Consider the following 16,602-nt stretch of genomic DNA (forward strand, 5'->3'; position numbering starts at 1 on the left):
CGGCGGTACGGCGAGGAGCCACTTAACTGTTCGCGAGAAACAAACGGGGGGTTAGGCCTGCACCGCGTCGAGGGTCTCGTCGAGTTCGCTGTTCTTGACCGCCTCGCCGCTCCGGCCGTCGAAGATGTGGATCTTCTCTTCCGGGAAGACGACGTTGACCTCGTCGCCGGCTTCGATCCGGCGTTCGCCGTCGATGCTCGCGGTGTAGTTCTGGTCCCCGATCTCGAAGTACGCGTAGGTCACCTCACCCATGGGTTCGACGACCTGAACCGTCGTTTCGACGGCGTTGGTCGCATCGCCGGCCGCCAGTTGGATGTGCTCCGGGCGGATACCCAGCGTCAGGTTCTGGCTGGCGTCGACGAGCGCGTCCTGCGTGTCGGGCGAGATCTCGTAGGTGAACTGCTCGTGTTCCAGCCGGTCGCCGTCCTGACGGACCGACAGGAAGTTCATCGACGGCGAGCCGATGAAGCCCGCGACGAACTGGTTGACCGGGCGGTGATAACACTCCAGGGGCTCGCCGATCTGCTGGAGTTCCCCCTCGTCGAGGATAGCGATGCGGTCGCCCATCGTCATCGCCTCGGTCTGGTCGTGGGTGACGTAGATCGTCGTGATGTCCATGTCCTGCTGGAGTTGCTGGATCTCCGTGCGCATGGTGGTCCGCAGCTTCGCGTCCAGATTACTGAGCGGCTCGTCCATCAGGAACACTTCGGGTTCGCGGATGATCGCGCGGCCGAGCGCGACCCGCTGTTGCTGGCCGCCGGAGAGGTCGCCCGGCTCTTTCGCCAGCAGTTCCTCGATCTCCAGCAGTTCCGCCGTCCGTTCGACGCGTTCGTTGATCTCGTCTTTGCCGAGGTCGGTCGTGATCTTCAGCCCGTAGCCGATGTTCTTCCGGACGGACATGTGGGGATACAGCGCGTAGTTCTGGAACACCATCGCCATGTTGCGCTCTTTGGGCTTGCGGTGTGTGATGTCCCGGTCGTCCAGCAGGATCTGGCCGGATGTCGTCCGTTCCAGGCCGGCGATACAGCGCAGCGTCGTCGACTTCCCACAGCCCGACGGCCCGACCAGGACCAGGAACTCCCCGTCCTGGATGTCGATGTTCAGTTCGTTCACCGCGACGATGTCGTTGCCGCCCGATTCGAATACTTTCGTCAGATCGTTCAGTTGTAGGCGTCCCATTGTGTCACCGTGATTCGTTATCGCATCATTCAACAGCTCGATTAATAAATCCACCCCTCCTGTGGCTCAGACGACGACCGTCACACCGACCTCGGTATCGGCCCACGCACCGGCGTCGGGGTCGTCGCCGGTCTCGGTCAGCGCATCGCCGTCGACGACCACGCTCTCGGGCGCCACGTCGCGGACAGTCAGCGTCACGCGGTCGGCCGAGCAGTCGCCGAGTTCGATCGAGAGGGTGTCGTCCTCGATAGCGACCGTGACCTCCGCGAGTGCGTCCGCGTCGGCGTCGTAGAACCGCCCCGCAGCGTGGCCATCGGTCGGCGTCGCGTCCAGTTCCAGCTCGGCAGGCGTCCCGGGCTGGATCGACTGGGTCGGTTCCCGCTCCGGGATGACGCTGCCGGCCCGGACGAAGACGGGCATCTCGTCGAGTCCGACCTCGACTTCGACGGTCTGACCGCCGGGGTAGCGCTCGCCGGTCCAGTAATCGCGCCACTCGCCGTCGGGGAGATACACCGACCGGGTCCCGCTGGCCTCGAAGACGGGCGCGACCAGCAGGTCCTCACCCAGGAGGTACTGGGTGTCCATCCGGTGGACCGTCGGATCGTCCTGGTACTCCAGGACGAGGGGCCGGACGACGGGGAGGCCGGTCCGGGCGGCGACTTCCGCGTACGTGTAGAGGTACGGGAGCAACCGGTAGCGCAGGCGGGCGTACTCCCGGAAGATGTCGAGCGCCTCCTCGCCGAACTCCCAGGGCTCCCGCGGCGTGGTCCCGTGACAGCGGCTGTTCGACGAGAGCAGGCCGAACTGTGCCCAGCGGGTGTACACGTCGTCGTCGGGCGTCCCCCGGAAGCCGCCGATGTCGTGGCTCCAGAAGGCGATGCCCGACAGGGAGGCCGAGAGGCCACCGCGCAGGGCCGCGCTCATCCCGTTCCAGGAGGTCTGTGGGTCCCCGCCCCAGTGCATCGGGAACGCCTGGCTGCCGGTCCAGGCCGAGCGGCCCCAGACGACGGCCTCCTCGGGGCCGTTGACCTCGCCGACGGCCTCGTAGACCGCCTCGTTGTAGAGGTACGGGTAGAGGTTGTGCATCGTCTTCCCGCTCTGGCCGTTCTCGAAGACGGCGTCCTCGGGGACGTACTCGCCGTAGTCGGTCTTGAAGACGGCGACGCCCTGTTCCAGCAGGCGGTGGTGTTTCGCCTTCCACCACTCGACGGCGTCGGGGTCGGTGAAGTCCACGAGCGCCCCGCGGTAGTCGCCCTGGCAGGTGTTGTCCATCACGTAGGCGTCGCCGGTGCCGTCGGTGACGAAATAGTCCTCACGGACCCCCTCCTCGAAGGCTTCGGTCCCGACGGGGACGTGAGGGTGTTCCCACAGCGAGAGCCGGAAGTCGTCCTCGCGCAGTTCGTCGATCATCCCCTCTGGGTCGGGGAACTGCTCGGTGTCCCACTCCAGGTCGGTCGACTTGTTCGCCCGCATCCAGAACGGGTCGAGGTGGAGCACGTCGCTGGGAATCTCCTCCTCGCGGAGACGCTCTGCCACGTCTGCCAGTTCTTCGCGGGACTCGTAGCCCAGACGGGACATCCAGGTGCCGAAAGACCACTTGGGCGGCCGGGAGGGTCGGCCCGTGACGGCGGTGTAGCGCTGGAGTATCTCCCGGAAGTCGGGGCCATAGAAGAAGACGAACGCGAAGTCGTCGTCGGCAACCGACATCGTGCCCGACGCGGTCGATGTCTTCCCGAAGTCGTAGTGGACCCGGGCGGTCGTATCGAGCAAGAGCCCGTAGCCGTTCGTCGAGAGGTGGAAGGGGATGTTCTTGTAGGCCCGCTCGGTCTCGGTCCCGAGGGGTTCCTGGTGCCAGAGGTCCAGTTCCCGGCCCCGGCGGTCGAACTCGACGAACTGCTCGCCGGCGCCGTAGAGCTTCTCGTCCGGCGAGAGCCGGAAGGAAGTACCGGTCTCGGTCACCTTTCGGGGGTTGTGGTTGATCTCCTCCTGGGAGAAGCCCAGGGCGTCGACGCGCTGGCGGCCGAACACGTCGGGGTCGGCCCGCTGTTCTTCGAAGACCGTCTCACCGGTGTCGGCGTCGGCCACGGAGAAGGACCACTCGTCCAGCCCGACCGTGATCGAGAGAGCGCCGGTGTCGACGGTGAGTCGCCCCTCGGCCTCGGCGACATCGAGGGCCACGTCGGTCTCGACGGCCGCGGTGTCGAGGGGCGGGTACTCGCTGTCGGTGTGGGTCTCGGGGTTCGCGAGCAGTTCGAAGCGGAAGGTCCGCGGGTCGTAGACGGTCAGTGTCACCGGGACGGTGCGGTCGGTCACCGTCTCCGGGGCGTCGATCTCGCAGTCGAACCGGACCCGCTGTCCGTCGACCTCGTAGTCGGCCACGGCGGCGACGGTAATGCGTTCGCTGGTCATCCTATCGGGTGGGGGCGTCTCTCGGTAATAAAACTACCCCGTCGTGCGTGGCTTTTTCTCGATGGGCGTCGACTCACCGAGTCAGAACCTCACATGACAGCCCCATCCATCGACGACCTCGTCGCCGAGATGTCCCTCGACGCGAAGGTCGCACAACTCGGGACCGTCCGGATCGGCACGCTGCTGGAGGACGGCGCGTTCTCGCCCGAGCGCGCCCGGGCGGAGATTTCACACGGCATCGGCCGCGTGACTCGGGTCGGGCGCGAGAGCGGCCTCGACCCCACCGAACTCGCCGGCGTCGTCGCCGACATCCAGTCGTTCCTCCGGACGGAGACGCCCCACGGGATTCCGGCGTTCGTCCGCGAGGAGAGCCTCTGTGGCTACGCTGGCCGCCGCGGGGCGACGGTCCCGCAGGCCATCGGACTGGCAAGTAGCTGGGACCCCGAACTGGCACGGGAGGTCGCGGCGGCGGTCGGTGAGCAACTGCGGGCCGTGGGCTGTCAAGCGACCCTCTCGCCCGTCGCGGACCTGGGCGTGGATCCGCGCTGGGGCAGGATCGAGGAGACGTTCGGCGAGGATCCGGCGCTTTCGGCCGCGTTCACAGAGGCCGTCGTCACGGGGCTGGGAGACAGCGGAGTCGACGCCACGCTCAAGCACTTCGTCGGCCACGGGCGGCCCGCGGGCGGGCGCAACCGTGCGCGGCCCACAGCCTGCCTCGGCGAGATGTGCGACGCCGACCTGCTCCCCTTCCGCGCCGGTATCAACGCCGGCGCGCCGTCGGTGATGGCGGCGTACAACACCGTCGGCGGGGTCCCCTGTCACGCGAACGGTGAACTGCTGACCGGGCTGCTCCGCGAGGAGTGGGGGTTCGAGGGGACCGTCGTCTCGGACGGCCGGGGCATCGAGATGCTGGCCGACGACTACGGCGTCGCTCCCGACAGGACCGCGGCCGGTGTCCAGGCCATCGAAGCCGGTATCGACGTGGAACTCCCCGAGACCGAGTGTTTCGGCGACCGCCTCGTCGGCGCAGTCCGGGACGGGCAGGTCGACGAATCGACGGTCGACCGCGCCGTGACGCGCCATATCCGTCAGAAGGCCGAAGCGGGGCTGTTCGGGGCGGCCAGGACAACCGCCGAGCCTGAACGCGCGGACGAGGCCTTCGAGACAGACGCGGTCCGCTCGCTGGCCCGGCGGGCCGCCCGTCGGTCGCTGGTCCTGCTGGAGAACGACGGCCTCCTCCCGCTGTCGGCGTCGTCGACGGTCGCCGTCGTCGGTCCCAACGCCGACGCCGGCCGGAACCTGCTGGGGAACTACTCCTACGCGGGCGCGGAGAACGAAGCCGGGGGCATCGACGTGGTGACCCCGCGGGCGGCCCTGCGCGAGCGCGTGGCCGGGGTCGAGTACGCCCACGGCTGTGGGATCAGAGCGGACCCGGGCGATGACATCGAGGCCGCAGTGGCGGCCGCCCGCGACGCCGACGTGGCGGTCGCCTGCGTCGGCGGCCAGTCGGGGATCGACGTTGAGCGGGACTCGCCGGGAACCGCCGGCGAAGCACTCGACCGGGCCGAACTGGGCCTCCCTGGCCGGCAGTCGGAACTGATCGAACGGGTCGCGGCGACGGGGACGCCGATGGTGGTCGTCCTCGTCAGCGGGCGCCCGCTCGCGGTCCCGGACGTTGTCGAACGGGCCGACGCGACGGTGGCGGCGTGGCTCCCCGGCCAAGAGGGCGGCGCGGCCATCGCGGACGTGTTGCTGGGAACCGACCCCGGCGGTCGACTCCCCGTCTCGCTCCCGCGGTCGGTGGGACAGCTTCCGGTCCACTACCGCCAGGACGACCTCTCGCGGGGCGAGTACGTCTTCACCGAGGGCGCGCCGCTGTTCCCGTTCGGCCACGGGGAGAGCTACGCCGCCTTCGAGTACAGCGGGGTCGGAGTCGAGCAGGAGGAGGTCGGGACCGACGGCTCGCTCACCGCCACCGTGAGCGTCGAGAACGTCGCCGACCGCGCCGGCAGCGAGGTCGTCCAACTGTACGCTCGCCACCGCGGCGGGCGGACGGTCCGGCCCGAGCGGGAACTGGTCGGGTTCGAGCGCCTCGACATCGACGCCGGAGCCCGGGCGACCGTCGATTTCGAGATGCCGTCTGCAGCGCTGGCCGTCCACGACCGCGAGGGCCGACTCGTCGTCGAGCCGGGGACCGTCGATCTGATTGTCGGGCGGTCGGCGGCAGACACGCGCGGCCGGGCGAGCGTGGACCTTCGAGGGGAGCCAGCGCGGCCGGATCGGCGACCGCACCGGGCCGAATCGACCGTCCGGCGTGGGTAGCTCACCACAATCTTTAACCCGGCAATCCACGACTGCACAGGTGATGACGCAAGACGACCAACCGGACTACCGGATTCCGCAGGGCGGCGGCGTCCCCTGGCGGGACATGGGCATGGACGAGACCCACCGTCCACCCGAGCGAGACGTTGAGATCACCGACATCAAGACCATGGCGATCGCGGGGAACTTCACCTGGGGAATCGTCAAGGTCGAGACCGACTCGGGCGTCTACGGGCTGGGCGAGACGTTCCGTGCCGAGGCCGCGCTCGACATGGCCGGCCGCATGGACGTCGACCTCGAAGGCGAGAACCCGCTCGATACGGACCGCATCCGCGAACTCCTCGAACAGCGCTACACCGGCACGGGCCGCATCGGGCAGGCCGCCTTCACCGCCATCGAGACGGCCTGTTACGACATCAAGGGCAAACTGTTCGACGTGCCCGTCTACGAACTGCTGGGCGGGAAGTACCGCGACGAGATCAAGATCTACTGTGACACCCACGGCGGGGAGTCCCTGGGCGAGGCCCGCGACCACGACCCGAAGGACGTGTACACGCCGGAGGGGTACGCCCGCGCCGCCCGCGAGGTCGTCGACGAGGGGTTCGAGGCGCTGAAGTTCGACCTGGACGTGCCGACCCACGCCGAGTACGACGAGGCCAACCGGCGCATGGACAACGAGGCCCTCGAACACAAGGTCAGCCTCGTCGAGGCGGTGCGTGACGAGATCGGCTACGACATCGATCTGGGGATGGACCTCCATTGGAACTTCACGACGGAGACGGCCATCCGCCTGGGGAAGAAACTCGAACGGTTCGACCTGGCGTGGCTGGAAGACCCCGTCCCGCCGGAGAAGACCGAGTCCCAGAAGCGCGTCACCGAGGCCCTGGACATGCCGGTCCTGACCGGCGAGAACCTCGTGAAGGCAAACCAGTTCAACAACGCCGCCCGCGAAGGGATGATGGACATCGCCGCGCCCGACGTGAACAAGTGTGGCGGCCTCGGCGAGTACGTCGACATCGCCACCGTCTGTGATCTGTACGGCGTCCCGATCGCCTCGCACAACATCTCCTCGCCGCTTGGCACCGTCGCCGGCGCCCACGTCTCGGCGGCCATCCCGAACTTCCTCTGTATGGAGTGGCACTCCCGGGACGTGCCGTGGTGGAACGACATGTGCAACCGGGTCGAGGGCTCCGGGCCGATCCTCGAAGACGGCTACATCGACGTGCCAGAAGGCCCCGGTCTTGGCGTCGAACTCGACCGGGACATCTGTGAGGAGTACCTCGTCGACGGCTACGACCTGATCATCTGAGGTCCCCGAGACCACTTTCACACTATGTCTGAACACACCGTCGTCGTGACCGACCACGACTTCGCGGACCTCTCGATCGAACGCGACGGCCTCGAAGACATCGCCGAGGTCGTCGAACTGACCGGCGACGTGGGCGAGGAGGTCGAAGATGCCCACGAGACGCTCGCCCGGGCGGACGCGGTCATCAACCTCCGGTACGATCTGGACCAAGAGGCGATCGACGCGCTGACGGGCTGCCGGGTGATCTCCCGGTACGGCATCGGCGTCGACAACATCGACGTGGAGGCCGCCGCCGAGCGGGAGATCCCCGTCACGAACGTCCCCGACTACTGTCTGGAGGAGGTCTCCGTCCACGCGCTGACACTGTACCTCGCACTCGCGCGCGGCCTGAAGTCCTACGACGCCGACGTGGCCGCGGGCGGGTGGGACCGGGGCGTTGCGACGCCGATCCACCGCCTCTCGACACGGACTGTCGGCGTCGTCGGCTACGGCGCCATCGGCCGTGCAGTCGGCGAGCGCGCCGACGCGCTCGGGATGGACGTAGTCGCCAGCGACCCGTTCCTCACCGAGGACGACGTGGCCGGCGATCCAGCGACGCTCGTGGCGTTCGAGGAGCTGCTCGCGGAGGCGGACTTCGTCACCGTCCACTCCCCGCTGGTCCCCGAGACACGGGGGATGTTCGACGCCGACGCCTTCGCGCGGATGAACGAGGACGCCTACTTCGTCAACGTCGCACGCGGGCCGATCGTCGACGGCGAGGCGCTGGCCGACGCGCTCGATGCGGGCGAGATCGCCGGGGCCGGCCTGGACGTGTTCCCCGAAGAACCCCCGGCCGCGGACGACCCGCTGCGGGATCACCCGAAGGTACTGACCACACCACACGTCGCCTGGTACAGCGAGGAGGCAAACGACCAGCGTCGCCGGACGGTGACCGAGATCGTCCGCACGGTTCTAGAAGGCGGCGACCCCTGGAACGTCGTCAACGACTGAGGACTGCGCGCCGTTCGGCTTTTCGAGGTTCGACGCTCCGTGGCAGCGGCGAGCAGAAGCGCCGATAGCCCGTGCGACAGCCGAGCGGGCGGGGACTCCGGGTCGGGCCGTCGTCGCTCGTCCGAGTGGGCGCGGCAACGACGAAGGGAAAAAGACGGTCCGCGAGTCAGGCCTTTCCGGTCGCCGTGAGCCCCTCGACGACTTTCCGCTGGAAGAACAGCATGAACAGGATCAGCGGCATCACGGACATGAACACGGCCGCGGAGATCGTCCCCCAGGGGTACTGGAACTCGCCCTGGTAGAGCGCGATCCCGACGGTGATCGTCCGCATCTGGTCTTCGGTCATGAACGTCAGCGCGAACAGGAACTCGTTCCAGGCGTAGATGAAGACGATGATCGCCGCGGTCGCCATCGCCGGCGCGGAGACGGGCAGGATGATCCGGAAGAGGACGCCGATCCGGGAGAGCCCGTCCATCAGGCCCGCCTCCTCTAAGGAGTCGGGCAGTTCCTTGAAGTACGCCTGGAAGATCCAGACCGCGAAGGGCAACTGGAAGGCGGCGTAGGGGATGATCAGTCCCAGGTAGTCGTTGAGCAGGCCCCACGAGCGCGCCAGGCTAAAGAGGGGAATCAGCCGGGCGATGAAGGGCAACATCGCGGTCCCGAGGATCAGCAGGAGGACCGGGAGCTTGAACCGGAAGCGCAGCCGGGAGAGCGCGTAGCCGGCGAGTGCACCCAGAAGCACGTCCAGCACGGCCGTGCCAGTCGCCACGATGACGCTGTTGAGGAGGTACCGGAAGAACGGTGCCCCCTCGATGGCCGCGCGGTAGTTCGCGAGCGTCGGGTCACGCGGGATGTACTCGACGGGGAACGTGACGACGTTCCCGGGTTGTTTGAGCGAGGTGATCAGCATCCACAGCACCGGGAACACCGAGACGAGTGCGATGATGAAGATGCTCCCGTAGAAGCCGACCTTCTTGCCGACCCACTGGAAGTTGCGGATTTCGAGGGTGTCGCGGTCGTAGCTCATCTCAGCGCACCTCCGGTTCGTAGAGGGTGCCGACGTAGAGCATCGCGATGCCGGCCGCGATCAGCGTGATGATTGTCGCCGTCGCCGCGCCTTCGCCGAAGCTGAGGCGGTTGAACGTCAACTGGTGGTCGAACAGGACCAGCGTCGTCGTCGCGGACGCGGGACCCCCGCCGGTCAGTCCGTAGGGGAGCCCGAACGCCTGGAACGCGGGGAGCGTCCGGAAGATGAGCGCGACGAGCAGCGTCGGTTTCAGCAGGGGTAGCGTGATGTCCCAGAACTGGCGGATGCGCGAGGCGCCGTCCATCCGCGCGGCCTCGTAGAGGTGGTCCGGGATCGACTGGAGCCCTGCAAGCAAGATCAGTGCCATGAACGAACTCGTCTTCCAGATGGTGATAAACAGCATCGAGTACAGCGCCGTGTCCGGTTTCGCCAGGAACGGGAACGGCGTCTGGAGGATGCCGATTCGGATGAGGAGGTCGTTGATGACGCCGTACTGCCCGTTGAACATCCACGCCCAGATGCGGGCGTTGATGACCGTCGGGATGGCCCAGGGGAACAGGATCGCCGCCTGTGCGAAGTACTTGCCCTTGAAGTCGCGGTTGAGCAAGAGCGCGAGCCCGAGCCCGAGGACGAGTTCGATGGGCACGCTGACGAACGTGTAGATGAGCGACACGCGGAGCGCGTTCCAGAAGCCGTCGCCGCTGAGGAACTGCTCCAGCAACGGGCCGCTGCCGTAGAGGCTCCGGTAGTTCTCTAGTCCGACGAACTCCCGGGGGTTCATCTCCAGGACGTACCCCTGATAGAGGCTCCCGACGATTGTGTCGAAGATGGGGTAGAACGACACCGCCAACAGGAAGGAAACGACCGGTGTCAGCAGGATTACCGCCAGTTCCTCCTCGGAGAACCGGAGGTCACGATACCGTTGTAATCTGTTCTGCCGCCGCGAGCCCTCCTCGTAGCCGGACCCGGACGAACTCTCGACTGTGTCTGCCATTCGTTCCCGACGTGGGTCGTCTTTCGTTATAAAACTACGGGGGTGCGCCCGCGGGAATCGGCGGACGGCCGGCGTCGACAGTGAAATTTTATATAGGAGGGCGCCCCGGGTTCACCCATATGGACGTGAAGCGAACGCGCACTCGGACCGAGCGGCTCGTCTCCCGCTGTGCCAGGGCAGTCGGGGCCGTCGACCGGGGCTGGAAGGCCACTGCGCTGGGCGTCTCGATCGTCCTCGCGACGGCGCTGGTCCTCTGATGAGTGCGGTCCGCAGACTGGTACCGGGACTGCTGGTCCTGGTGGTGCTCGCCACCATCGCCAGAGTCGTCGGTGGCGCCACGCCGCTGAGCCCGCTGGTCGTCGCCATCGCAAGCGGCGCTGCCGTGGCCGCGCTGGTCGGCGTTCCCGAGTGGGCCGAAGCCGGGATCGACCGCCACAAGCTCCTCCTGGAGACCGGGATCGTCCTCCTGGGCGCGCAGTTGACCGTCGGCCAGCTCGTCGGCACCGGCCCACAGGTGGTCGGCCTGGCGATGGGCGTCGTCGTCCTCGGTGTGGTCTTCGTGGAACTGGTCGGGAAACAGGCGGGGATCGAGTCACGGACCCGCTCGCTGCTGGCGGCCGGCGCGAGCGTCTGTGGCGTCTCGGCGGTGCTCGCGGTCGCCGGGAGCATCGACGGCGACGAGGCAGACATCAGCTACGCCGCGGGCACCGTGTTGCTGTTCGACGCGATCACGCTCGTGGTCTTCCCGATCGTCGGGTCGGCGCTCGGACTCCCGGACCGGACCTTCGGCGTCTGGGCCGGGCTGAGCCTGTTCTCGACCGGTCCGACCGCGGCCGTCGGCTTCGCGGTCTCGGAGACGGCCGGCCAGTGGGCGACGATCACCAAGCTCGTCCGCAACACCTTCATCGGCGTGCTCGCGGTCGGGTACGCGGTCTACTACACGAGCGGCGGCGAGCGGACCGACGCCACGGAGATCTGGTATCGGTTCCCGAAGTTCCTGGTCGGGTTCTTGCTCGTCGCGGTCATCGTCAACCTCGGACTCGTCGACGCCGGGACCCAGGCGACCCTGGGAACGGTGGGCGACTGGCTGTTCGCGCTCGCGTTCGTCGGTCTGGGGTTCGAACTCAACCCCCGCAAGCTCCGGGCGACCGGGCTCAAGCCGATCCTGGTGGTGCTCGCCCAGTTCCTGACCGTAAGCCTGCTGGCGCTCGGCGCGGTGACGCTCGTGCTGTGAGCCGGCGGGACAGGAGAAAACGTTATAACTGGGGGCGCACGTCAACCGACATGTATGGCCGACAGATATCTAGAAGTAGTCGAACCAGCCGACAACGTCGCGACAGCGCTTCGTGACGTGGACGCCGGCGAGACAGTAACGGTCGCGGTCGGTGACGAGGAGCGAACGATCGAGATGATCGACGACGTGGGCTTCGGACACAAGCTCGCGATCGAGGACATCGCCGACGGCGAGACGATCACGAAGTACGGCAAGAGCATCGGGAACGCAACCGAGGACATCCCGGCGGGGACGTTCGTCCACGTCCACAACGTCGAGTCCAACTACGGCCGCGGTGACCTGGCCGGCGACGAGGAAGTAGAGGCGATCAGCGAGTAACTATGTCCGAATTCCTAGGCTACGAGCGAGACGACGGCAGTATCGGCATCCGCAACCACACAGTGATCGTGTCGACGGCACCGTACGCAAACGACACGGTCAAGCGCGCCGCCGACATCGTCGACGACGCGATCCCGATCACGCATCCGCTGGGTCGCTGTCAGACCAAGCCCGACGTGTTCCAGACCTACCGCACGCTACTGGGCTACGCGACCCACCCCAACACGTACGGGGCCGTCGTCGTCGCCCACGCCGGCGAGATCGTCGACGGCGACGAACTCGCACAGGACGTGGCCGAGACCGGCCGGCCGAGCGCCTCGATCAACATCCACGAGGAGAAAGGCGTCATGAACGCGCTGGACGCGACCGTCGACGCCGCACAGGAGATGGTCCAGGACGCCAGCGCACAGCGCCGTGTCCCGGCAGACATGTCGAAACTCACCTTCGGGATCAACTGTGCGACCTCCGACACCACGTCGGGGCTGTGCCAGCACAAGGCCACCGCGGGCGCCGTCTGGCGCCTCATCGACGACCACGGCGGTCGCGGCTGCTTCGCGGAGACGCCGGAGTTCTTCGGCGGCGAGGAGGAACTCTCCGAACGCGCCGTCAACGACGAGGTGCGCCAGGAAATCCTCGACCGCGTCGACCACTGGGACAAGCGCCTGCAGGCGACCGGCTACGACGTGCGCGGCGCCCAGCCGACCCCGGACAATATGGACGGCGGGCTGACCACCATCGAGGAGAAGTCCCTGGGCGCGCTCGTCAAGTCCGGCGACGGCCCGATCCAGGACATCATCGACTACGGCGCGAAGATCCCCGATCAGTCGGGCATGTACATCATGGACACGCCGGGCCACGGGGCCGAGTCGGTCACCGGCATCGGCGCCGGCGGCGCTCACTTCATGGTCATTTCGACCGGGCAGGGCCACACCCTCTCGAACGCCGTGATGCCGACCCTGAAGATCACCGGTAACCCACACAGCGCCGAGCGGGTGCCCGAGCAGACCGATGTCGATGTCAGCGAGGCGCTCGTCGGCGACGAGAGCATCGACTGGGCGACCGACCAGCTGTGGGACGAGATCATGGACATCGTCAACGGGAAGGTCACCCTCAGCGAGGCGATGGGCGAGAGCCAGTTCGCCATCCACCGGATCGGCCCGTCGACATAATGCAGATCGACCGCCAGCGCGCGGTCGCGGTCGCGGCCGACGCCTTCCGCGCACACGGGATCTCCGACGCCGACGCCGAGCAGACGGCCGAGGTGCTGGTGAGTGCCGACGCTCGCGGGAAACACTCGCACGGACTGCTCCGACTCCCGCGGTTCGTCCGCGGCATCGAGCACGGCAACGTCGACGCCGACGGCACCATCGAGGTCGTCGACGAGCGGGGCGGCGCAGCCACGATCAGCGGCGGGTCCCGGCTCGGCCCGGTCGTCGCGAGCGCCGCCGCCGGCGAGGCGATGGACCGGGCCGACGAGTTCGGCGTCGGCGCGGTCGGCGTCCACGACTCGAACCACCTGGGGATGCTGGGCTACTACACGGATCAACTGCTCCAGGGGGGGTACGTCGGCGTCGGGATCACGAACACCGAGCCGGCGATGCCGCCCTATGGCGGCGCGGAGCCGGTGCTGGGGACCAACCCCATCGCCATCGGGCTCCCGACCGACCCGGCGTTCAACCTCGATATGTCCACCTCGGGCATCGCCCGCGGGACCGTCCTCCACTACAAGGAGACCGAGCAGGAACTCCCCGAGGGCGTCGCGCTGGACACCGACGGCCAGCCGACGACCGATCCCGCCGCGGCACTGGAGGGGACGATCCTCCCCTTCGGCGGCGCGAAAGGCTCCGGCCTCGCCATCGCCGTCGAGGTGCTGGCCGGCGGGCTGGTCGGCGCCGCGATGGGGACCGACGTGACGGGGACCTACCACACCGAGGACCCCTGCACGAAGGGGGACCTGTTCCTGGCGATCGACCCCGAAGCCCTGGGTGCGCCGGCGTTTAGCGAGCGGGCGAGTTCGTTCCTCACGGCGCTGACCGAGAGCGAACAGGCCGCCCACGTCGACGAGATCCGACTCCCCGGCCAGCGGTCGGTCGAACGCGATCGGACCGCCACGACCGTCGAGATCGAGGACGACCTCTGGGACGAGGTCCGCGAGATCGCCGACGCCTGAGACGGAGTTCCCCCCTTCATTTCCCACATTTGTAGGAATAAAAACAATAACAATTAATAGGGGTTGTTTCTAACGTGGGTGTGTATGACAGACGAAGTCTCTGACAAGCGCAGGCGGCAACTTATCAAAACGATGGCCGGCGGGAGCGTCGTGATGCTGGCCGGGTGTGGCGGCGACGGTGGCTCCGGTGACGGTGGCTCCGGTGACGGTGGCTCCGGTGACGGGGGCTCCGGTGACGGTGGCTCCGGTGACGGGGGCTCCGGCGACGGGGGCTCCGGCGACGGTGGCTCCGGCGACGGTGGCTCCGGCGACGGTGACGGCGGCAGTATGTCCATGACGTACGTCTACCCCGGCTACTTCAGCAACGACGCCGGGAGCCTCGTCCCGATGTTCGAGGAGGCAAACAGCAACATCAACGTCGAGTCCCAGCAGACGCCCTCGGACGCCTCCTCGACACGCGAGTACTACGTCAATCAGTTCGTCTCCGGGTCGTCGTCGTTCGACGTGGGGAACATGGACGTGATCTGGCCCGCGGAGTTCGCCCAGAACGGCTGGGCCGCCGAGATGAACGACCCGGAGGGCCACACCGAGAACATGCTCCAGACGCCCATCGACTCGGTGACCGTCGACGGCACCATGTACGGGATGCCGATCCACACGGACGCCAACGCCCTGTACTACCGCACCGACCTCCTGGAGGAAGCGGGGTACGACGAGCCGCCGACGACCTACATGGAACTGGTCAACATGGCACAGGACATCAAAGACCAGTCCGATCAGGACCTCAACGGCTACATCTGGCAGGGCGGCTCCAACGAGGGGCTCACGATCATGTGGCTCAACTGGCTGTGGGGCATGGGCGGCAGCGTCCGCGACGGCAGCGGGAACCTCGTCGTCAACACCGAGGAAGGTATCGCGGCGCTGCAACACGCCGTCGACCTCATCCACGAGTACGAGGTCACGCCCGAATCCATCCCGGCGTCCTCGACGGACCAGAACCGTCAGACGTTCCAGCAGGGCAACACCATCTTCATGCGCAACTGGCCCTACGCCGTCGCGCTGATGAACGAGGACGGCTCGGCCGTCCAGGGCAACTTCGACGTGGCGCCGATGCCCAAAGCCGAGGGCAACCCCGACGCCCAGAACTCCTGTCTGGGTGGGTGGAACCTCTTTATCAACGCCAACTCCGAGAACGCGGAGGCGGCACAGGCCTTCGCCAGCTTCATGGCCTCGATGGAGGCCCAGGAGACGATGGCCCTGGAACACAGCCGCCTGCCGGTCCGCCAGGAGCTGTACAGCGACGAGTACTACGAGCAGGCCTCCCAGCTTGAGACGTTCGCACAGATCGTCGACCAGACCAGCGCCCGGCCGGCGACCCCGCAGTACTCGACGTTCTCCGAGATCGTCTACACCAACTGCAACGCCGCGCTCGTCCAGAACAAGACGCCCGAGGAGGCGCTCAACGACGCCCAGGAAGAGATCGACAGCGAGGTCAACAACGCGTAAGCGCCCCTGTCGTCAGTCCGACACCCCAGTCTGCACCACTCCGTTTTCGCGGTCCCGAGTTCGAGCAGCCGTCGGCTCGCTATGCTCGCCAGTTAGCTGCACCACGAGAAGGTCCCACCGAGTCAGACCGTCTGCTCGCCGACCCGCTCGGTGATCCGGTTGTACGTCGCCCGGAGCGACGCGCGCTCGTCGTCGGTCAGTTCCGGCAGCGGCGGCAGCGGCTCGCCGATGTCCAGGCCGTGCAGCGCCGAGAGGTGTTTGATCCCCGCGGCCGTGGGCACGTCGCTGGTCGCTGTGACGAACGGCGTCACGATAGTCTGCATCAGCCGGCGAGCCTCCAGCAGGTCGTCGGCGGCGTATGCCTCGTAGAGTTCGGCCAGCGCCCCGGGGAAGACGTTCGCCGGGCCGGCGATCAGTCCGTCCGCACCCAGGTCGAGCGAGGCCGTCGCGAGCTGGGTCGCGCCCTGGAAGATCAGGAAGTCGTCGGGCGTCTCGCTGATGATCCGGTGGTGGTAGGTCAGGTCGCCCGAGGTGTCTTTCAGCCCGGCGATAGTGTCGTGGTCGGCGAGCCGTCGGACCAGGTCGAGGCCGATCTCGTTACCGGTCAGCGGCGGGATGTTGTACAACAGCAGCGGCAGGGGCGATTCGTCGGCGATGGCGGTAAAGAACCGTTCGAGGCCTGGCTGTGTGGTCCCCAGGTAGTAAGGGGAGACGACGACGGCCGCGTCGGCGCCGACGGCGTCAGCCGCCTCGATGTTGTCCAGAACCGCGTCGACGTTCGTGTCACAACAGCCCGCGAGCACGTCGGCCTCACCGTCGGCCTCCTCGACGACGAGCCGGACCAGCCGGCGGTTCTGTTCCGTCGTCAGGCTGGGGAACTCACCGATCGAGCTCCCCGGAAAGAGACCGTGAACGCCGCCGTCGACGAGCCGTCGGGTGAACTGCCTGACCGCTTCGTCGTCGACCGACCGCCGAGACCCATGGGTAGGCGTCGCCATGGGAACCACTGTTCCCGAGAGATTCATGCCTATCGCATGGAGGAGCACTTAGTTATAATTTGGGATGGCGCCACACACCGACGGGG

At 67.3% G+C, this 16,602-nt stretch carries 14 protein-coding genes; 9 read left to right on the top strand and 5 right to left on the bottom strand.

Features of this window, described 5'->3' with window-relative positions; genetic code table 11:
- Positions 1-51: 51 nt before the first annotated feature.
- Both P1L40_RS19890 and yicI read right to left on the bottom strand, forming a co-directional pair.
- The gene (locus P1L40_RS19890) at positions 52-1,179 is read right to left on the bottom strand and encodes an ABC transporter ATP-binding protein (protein ID WP_284011124.1); all 1,128 of its coding nucleotides are present in this window, start codon (positions 1,177-1,179) and stop codon (positions 52-54) included.
- Between the two features lie 66 nt (positions 1,180-1,245).
- The gene (gene yicI, locus P1L40_RS19895) at positions 1,246-3,588 is read right to left on the bottom strand and encodes an alpha-xylosidase (protein WP_284011125.1); all 2,343 of its coding nucleotides are present in this window, start codon (positions 3,586-3,588) and stop codon (positions 1,246-1,248) included.
- A 93-nt stretch (positions 3,589-3,681) separates the two neighbouring features.
- Here yicI and P1L40_RS19900 point away from each other — a divergent pair, with 93 nt between their 5' ends.
- The 3 genes from P1L40_RS19900 to P1L40_RS19910 are packed head-to-tail and all read left to right on the top strand — an operon-like array spanning position 3,682 to position 8,209.
- Complete coding sequence (locus P1L40_RS19900; RefSeq protein WP_284011126.1) at positions 3,682-5,910, top strand: glycoside hydrolase family 3 N-terminal domain-containing protein; 2,229 nt, start codon at positions 3,682-3,684, stop codon at positions 5,908-5,910.
- A 43-nt stretch (positions 5,911-5,953) separates the two neighbouring features.
- Positions 5,954-7,219, top strand: a complete 1,266-nt coding sequence (locus P1L40_RS19905; protein ID WP_284011127.1) for a mandelate racemase/muconate lactonizing enzyme family protein — start codon at positions 5,954-5,956, stop codon at positions 7,217-7,219.
- Positions 7,220-7,243: 24 nt separating this feature from the next.
- Positions 7,244-8,209: a C-terminal binding protein gene (locus P1L40_RS19910; RefSeq protein ID WP_284011128.1), complete on the top strand. Its 966-nt coding sequence runs from the start codon at positions 7,244-7,246 to the stop codon at positions 8,207-8,209.
- A gap of 166 nt (positions 8,210-8,375) precedes the next feature.
- Here the strand turns inward: P1L40_RS19910 and P1L40_RS19915 are convergent, their stop codons facing one another.
- Both P1L40_RS19915 and P1L40_RS19920 read right to left on the bottom strand, forming a co-directional pair.
- Positions 8,376-9,236: a carbohydrate ABC transporter permease gene (locus tag P1L40_RS19915; protein ID WP_284011129.1), complete on the bottom strand. Its 861-nt coding sequence runs from the start codon at positions 9,234-9,236 to the stop codon at positions 8,376-8,378.
- 1 nt (position 9,237) lies between these two features.
- Positions 9,238-10,230 (bottom strand): carbohydrate ABC transporter permease, encoded by a 993-nt coding sequence (locus tag P1L40_RS19920; RefSeq protein ID WP_284011130.1) that lies wholly within the window; start codon positions 10,228-10,230, stop codon positions 9,238-9,240.
- Between the two features lie 119 nt (positions 10,231-10,349).
- Here P1L40_RS19920 and P1L40_RS19925 point away from each other — a divergent pair, with 119 nt between their 5' ends.
- The 6 genes from P1L40_RS19925 to P1L40_RS19950 all read left to right on the top strand — a co-directional run bounded on the left by P1L40_RS19925 (position 10,350) and on the right by P1L40_RS19950 (position 15,518).
- Positions 10,350-10,487, top strand: a complete 138-nt coding sequence (locus P1L40_RS19925; RefSeq protein WP_284011131.1) for a hypothetical protein — start codon at positions 10,350-10,352, stop codon at positions 10,485-10,487.
- Positions 10,487-11,464: a YeiH family protein gene (locus P1L40_RS19930; RefSeq protein WP_284011132.1), complete on the top strand. Its 978-nt coding sequence runs from the start codon at positions 10,487-10,489 to the stop codon at positions 11,462-11,464. The genes P1L40_RS19925 and P1L40_RS19930 overlap by 1 nt, the downstream gene beginning before the upstream one ends.
- 54 nt (positions 11,465-11,518) lie before the next feature.
- Entirely contained in the window at positions 11,519-11,842 is a 324-nt protein-coding gene (locus P1L40_RS19935; protein ID WP_284011133.1) for a UxaA family hydrolase, read from the top strand.
- 2 nt (positions 11,843-11,844) lie between these two features.
- Positions 11,845-13,011, top strand: coding sequence for a UxaA family hydrolase (locus P1L40_RS19940; protein WP_284011134.1), 1,167 nt, complete (start codon positions 11,845-11,847; stop codon positions 13,009-13,011).
- Positions 13,011-14,012, top strand: a complete 1,002-nt coding sequence (locus P1L40_RS19945) for an Ldh family oxidoreductase (RefSeq protein ID WP_284011135.1) — start codon at positions 13,011-13,013, stop codon at positions 14,010-14,012. The genes P1L40_RS19940 and P1L40_RS19945 overlap by 1 nt, the downstream gene beginning before the upstream one ends.
- Before the next feature lie 84 nt (positions 14,013-14,096).
- Positions 14,097-15,518, top strand: coding sequence for an ABC transporter substrate-binding protein (locus P1L40_RS19950; protein WP_284011136.1), 1,422 nt, complete (start codon positions 14,097-14,099; stop codon positions 15,516-15,518).
- Positions 15,519-15,640: 122 nt separating this feature from the next.
- Here the strand turns inward: P1L40_RS19950 and P1L40_RS19955 are convergent, their stop codons facing one another.
- Positions 15,641-16,543: a dihydrodipicolinate synthase family protein gene (locus tag P1L40_RS19955; RefSeq protein WP_284011137.1), complete on the bottom strand. Its 903-nt coding sequence runs from the start codon at positions 16,541-16,543 to the stop codon at positions 15,641-15,643.
- Positions 16,544-16,602 lie beyond the last annotated feature (59 nt).

Source organism: Haloarcula pelagica, assembly GCF_030127105.1.
Taxonomy (GTDB): domain Archaea; phylum Halobacteriota; class Halobacteria; order Halobacteriales; family Haloarculaceae; genus Haloarcula; species Haloarcula pelagica.

Coding starts and splice junctions, on each gene's coding strand:
- P1L40_RS19890 (WP_284011124.1), bottom strand. CDS start 1,179: ATGGGACGCCTACAACTGAACGATCTGACGAAAGTATTCGAATCGGGC.
- yicI (WP_284011125.1), bottom strand. CDS start 3,588: ATGACCAGCGAACGCATTACCGTCGCCGCCGTGGCCGACTACGAGGTC.
- P1L40_RS19900 (WP_284011126.1), top strand. CDS start 3,682: ATGACAGCCCCATCCATCGACGACCTCGTCGCCGAGATGTCCCTCGAC.
- P1L40_RS19905 (WP_284011127.1), top strand. CDS start 5,954: ATGACGCAAGACGACCAACCGGACTACCGGATTCCGCAGGGCGGCGGC.
- P1L40_RS19910 (WP_284011128.1), top strand. CDS start 7,244: ATGTCTGAACACACCGTCGTCGTGACCGACCACGACTTCGCGGACCTC.
- P1L40_RS19915 (WP_284011129.1), bottom strand. CDS start 9,236: ATGAGCTACGACCGCGACACCCTCGAAATCCGCAACTTCCAGTGGGTC.
- P1L40_RS19920 (WP_284011130.1), bottom strand. CDS start 10,230: ATGGCAGACACAGTCGAGAGTTCGTCCGGGTCCGGCTACGAGGAGGGC.
- P1L40_RS19925 (WP_284011131.1), top strand. CDS start 10,350: ATGGACGTGAAGCGAACGCGCACTCGGACCGAGCGGCTCGTCTCCCGC.
- P1L40_RS19930 (WP_284011132.1), top strand. CDS start 10,487: ATGAGTGCGGTCCGCAGACTGGTACCGGGACTGCTGGTCCTGGTGGTG.
- P1L40_RS19935 (WP_284011133.1), top strand. CDS start 11,519: ATGGCCGACAGATATCTAGAAGTAGTCGAACCAGCCGACAACGTCGCG.
- P1L40_RS19940 (WP_284011134.1), top strand. CDS start 11,845: ATGTCCGAATTCCTAGGCTACGAGCGAGACGACGGCAGTATCGGCATC.
- P1L40_RS19945 (WP_284011135.1), top strand. CDS start 13,011: ATGCAGATCGACCGCCAGCGCGCGGTCGCGGTCGCGGCCGACGCCTTC.
- P1L40_RS19950 (WP_284011136.1), top strand. CDS start 14,097: ATGACAGACGAAGTCTCTGACAAGCGCAGGCGGCAACTTATCAAAACG.
- P1L40_RS19955 (WP_284011137.1), bottom strand. CDS start 16,543: ATGAATCTCTCGGGAACAGTGGTTCCCATGGCGACGCCTACCCATGGG.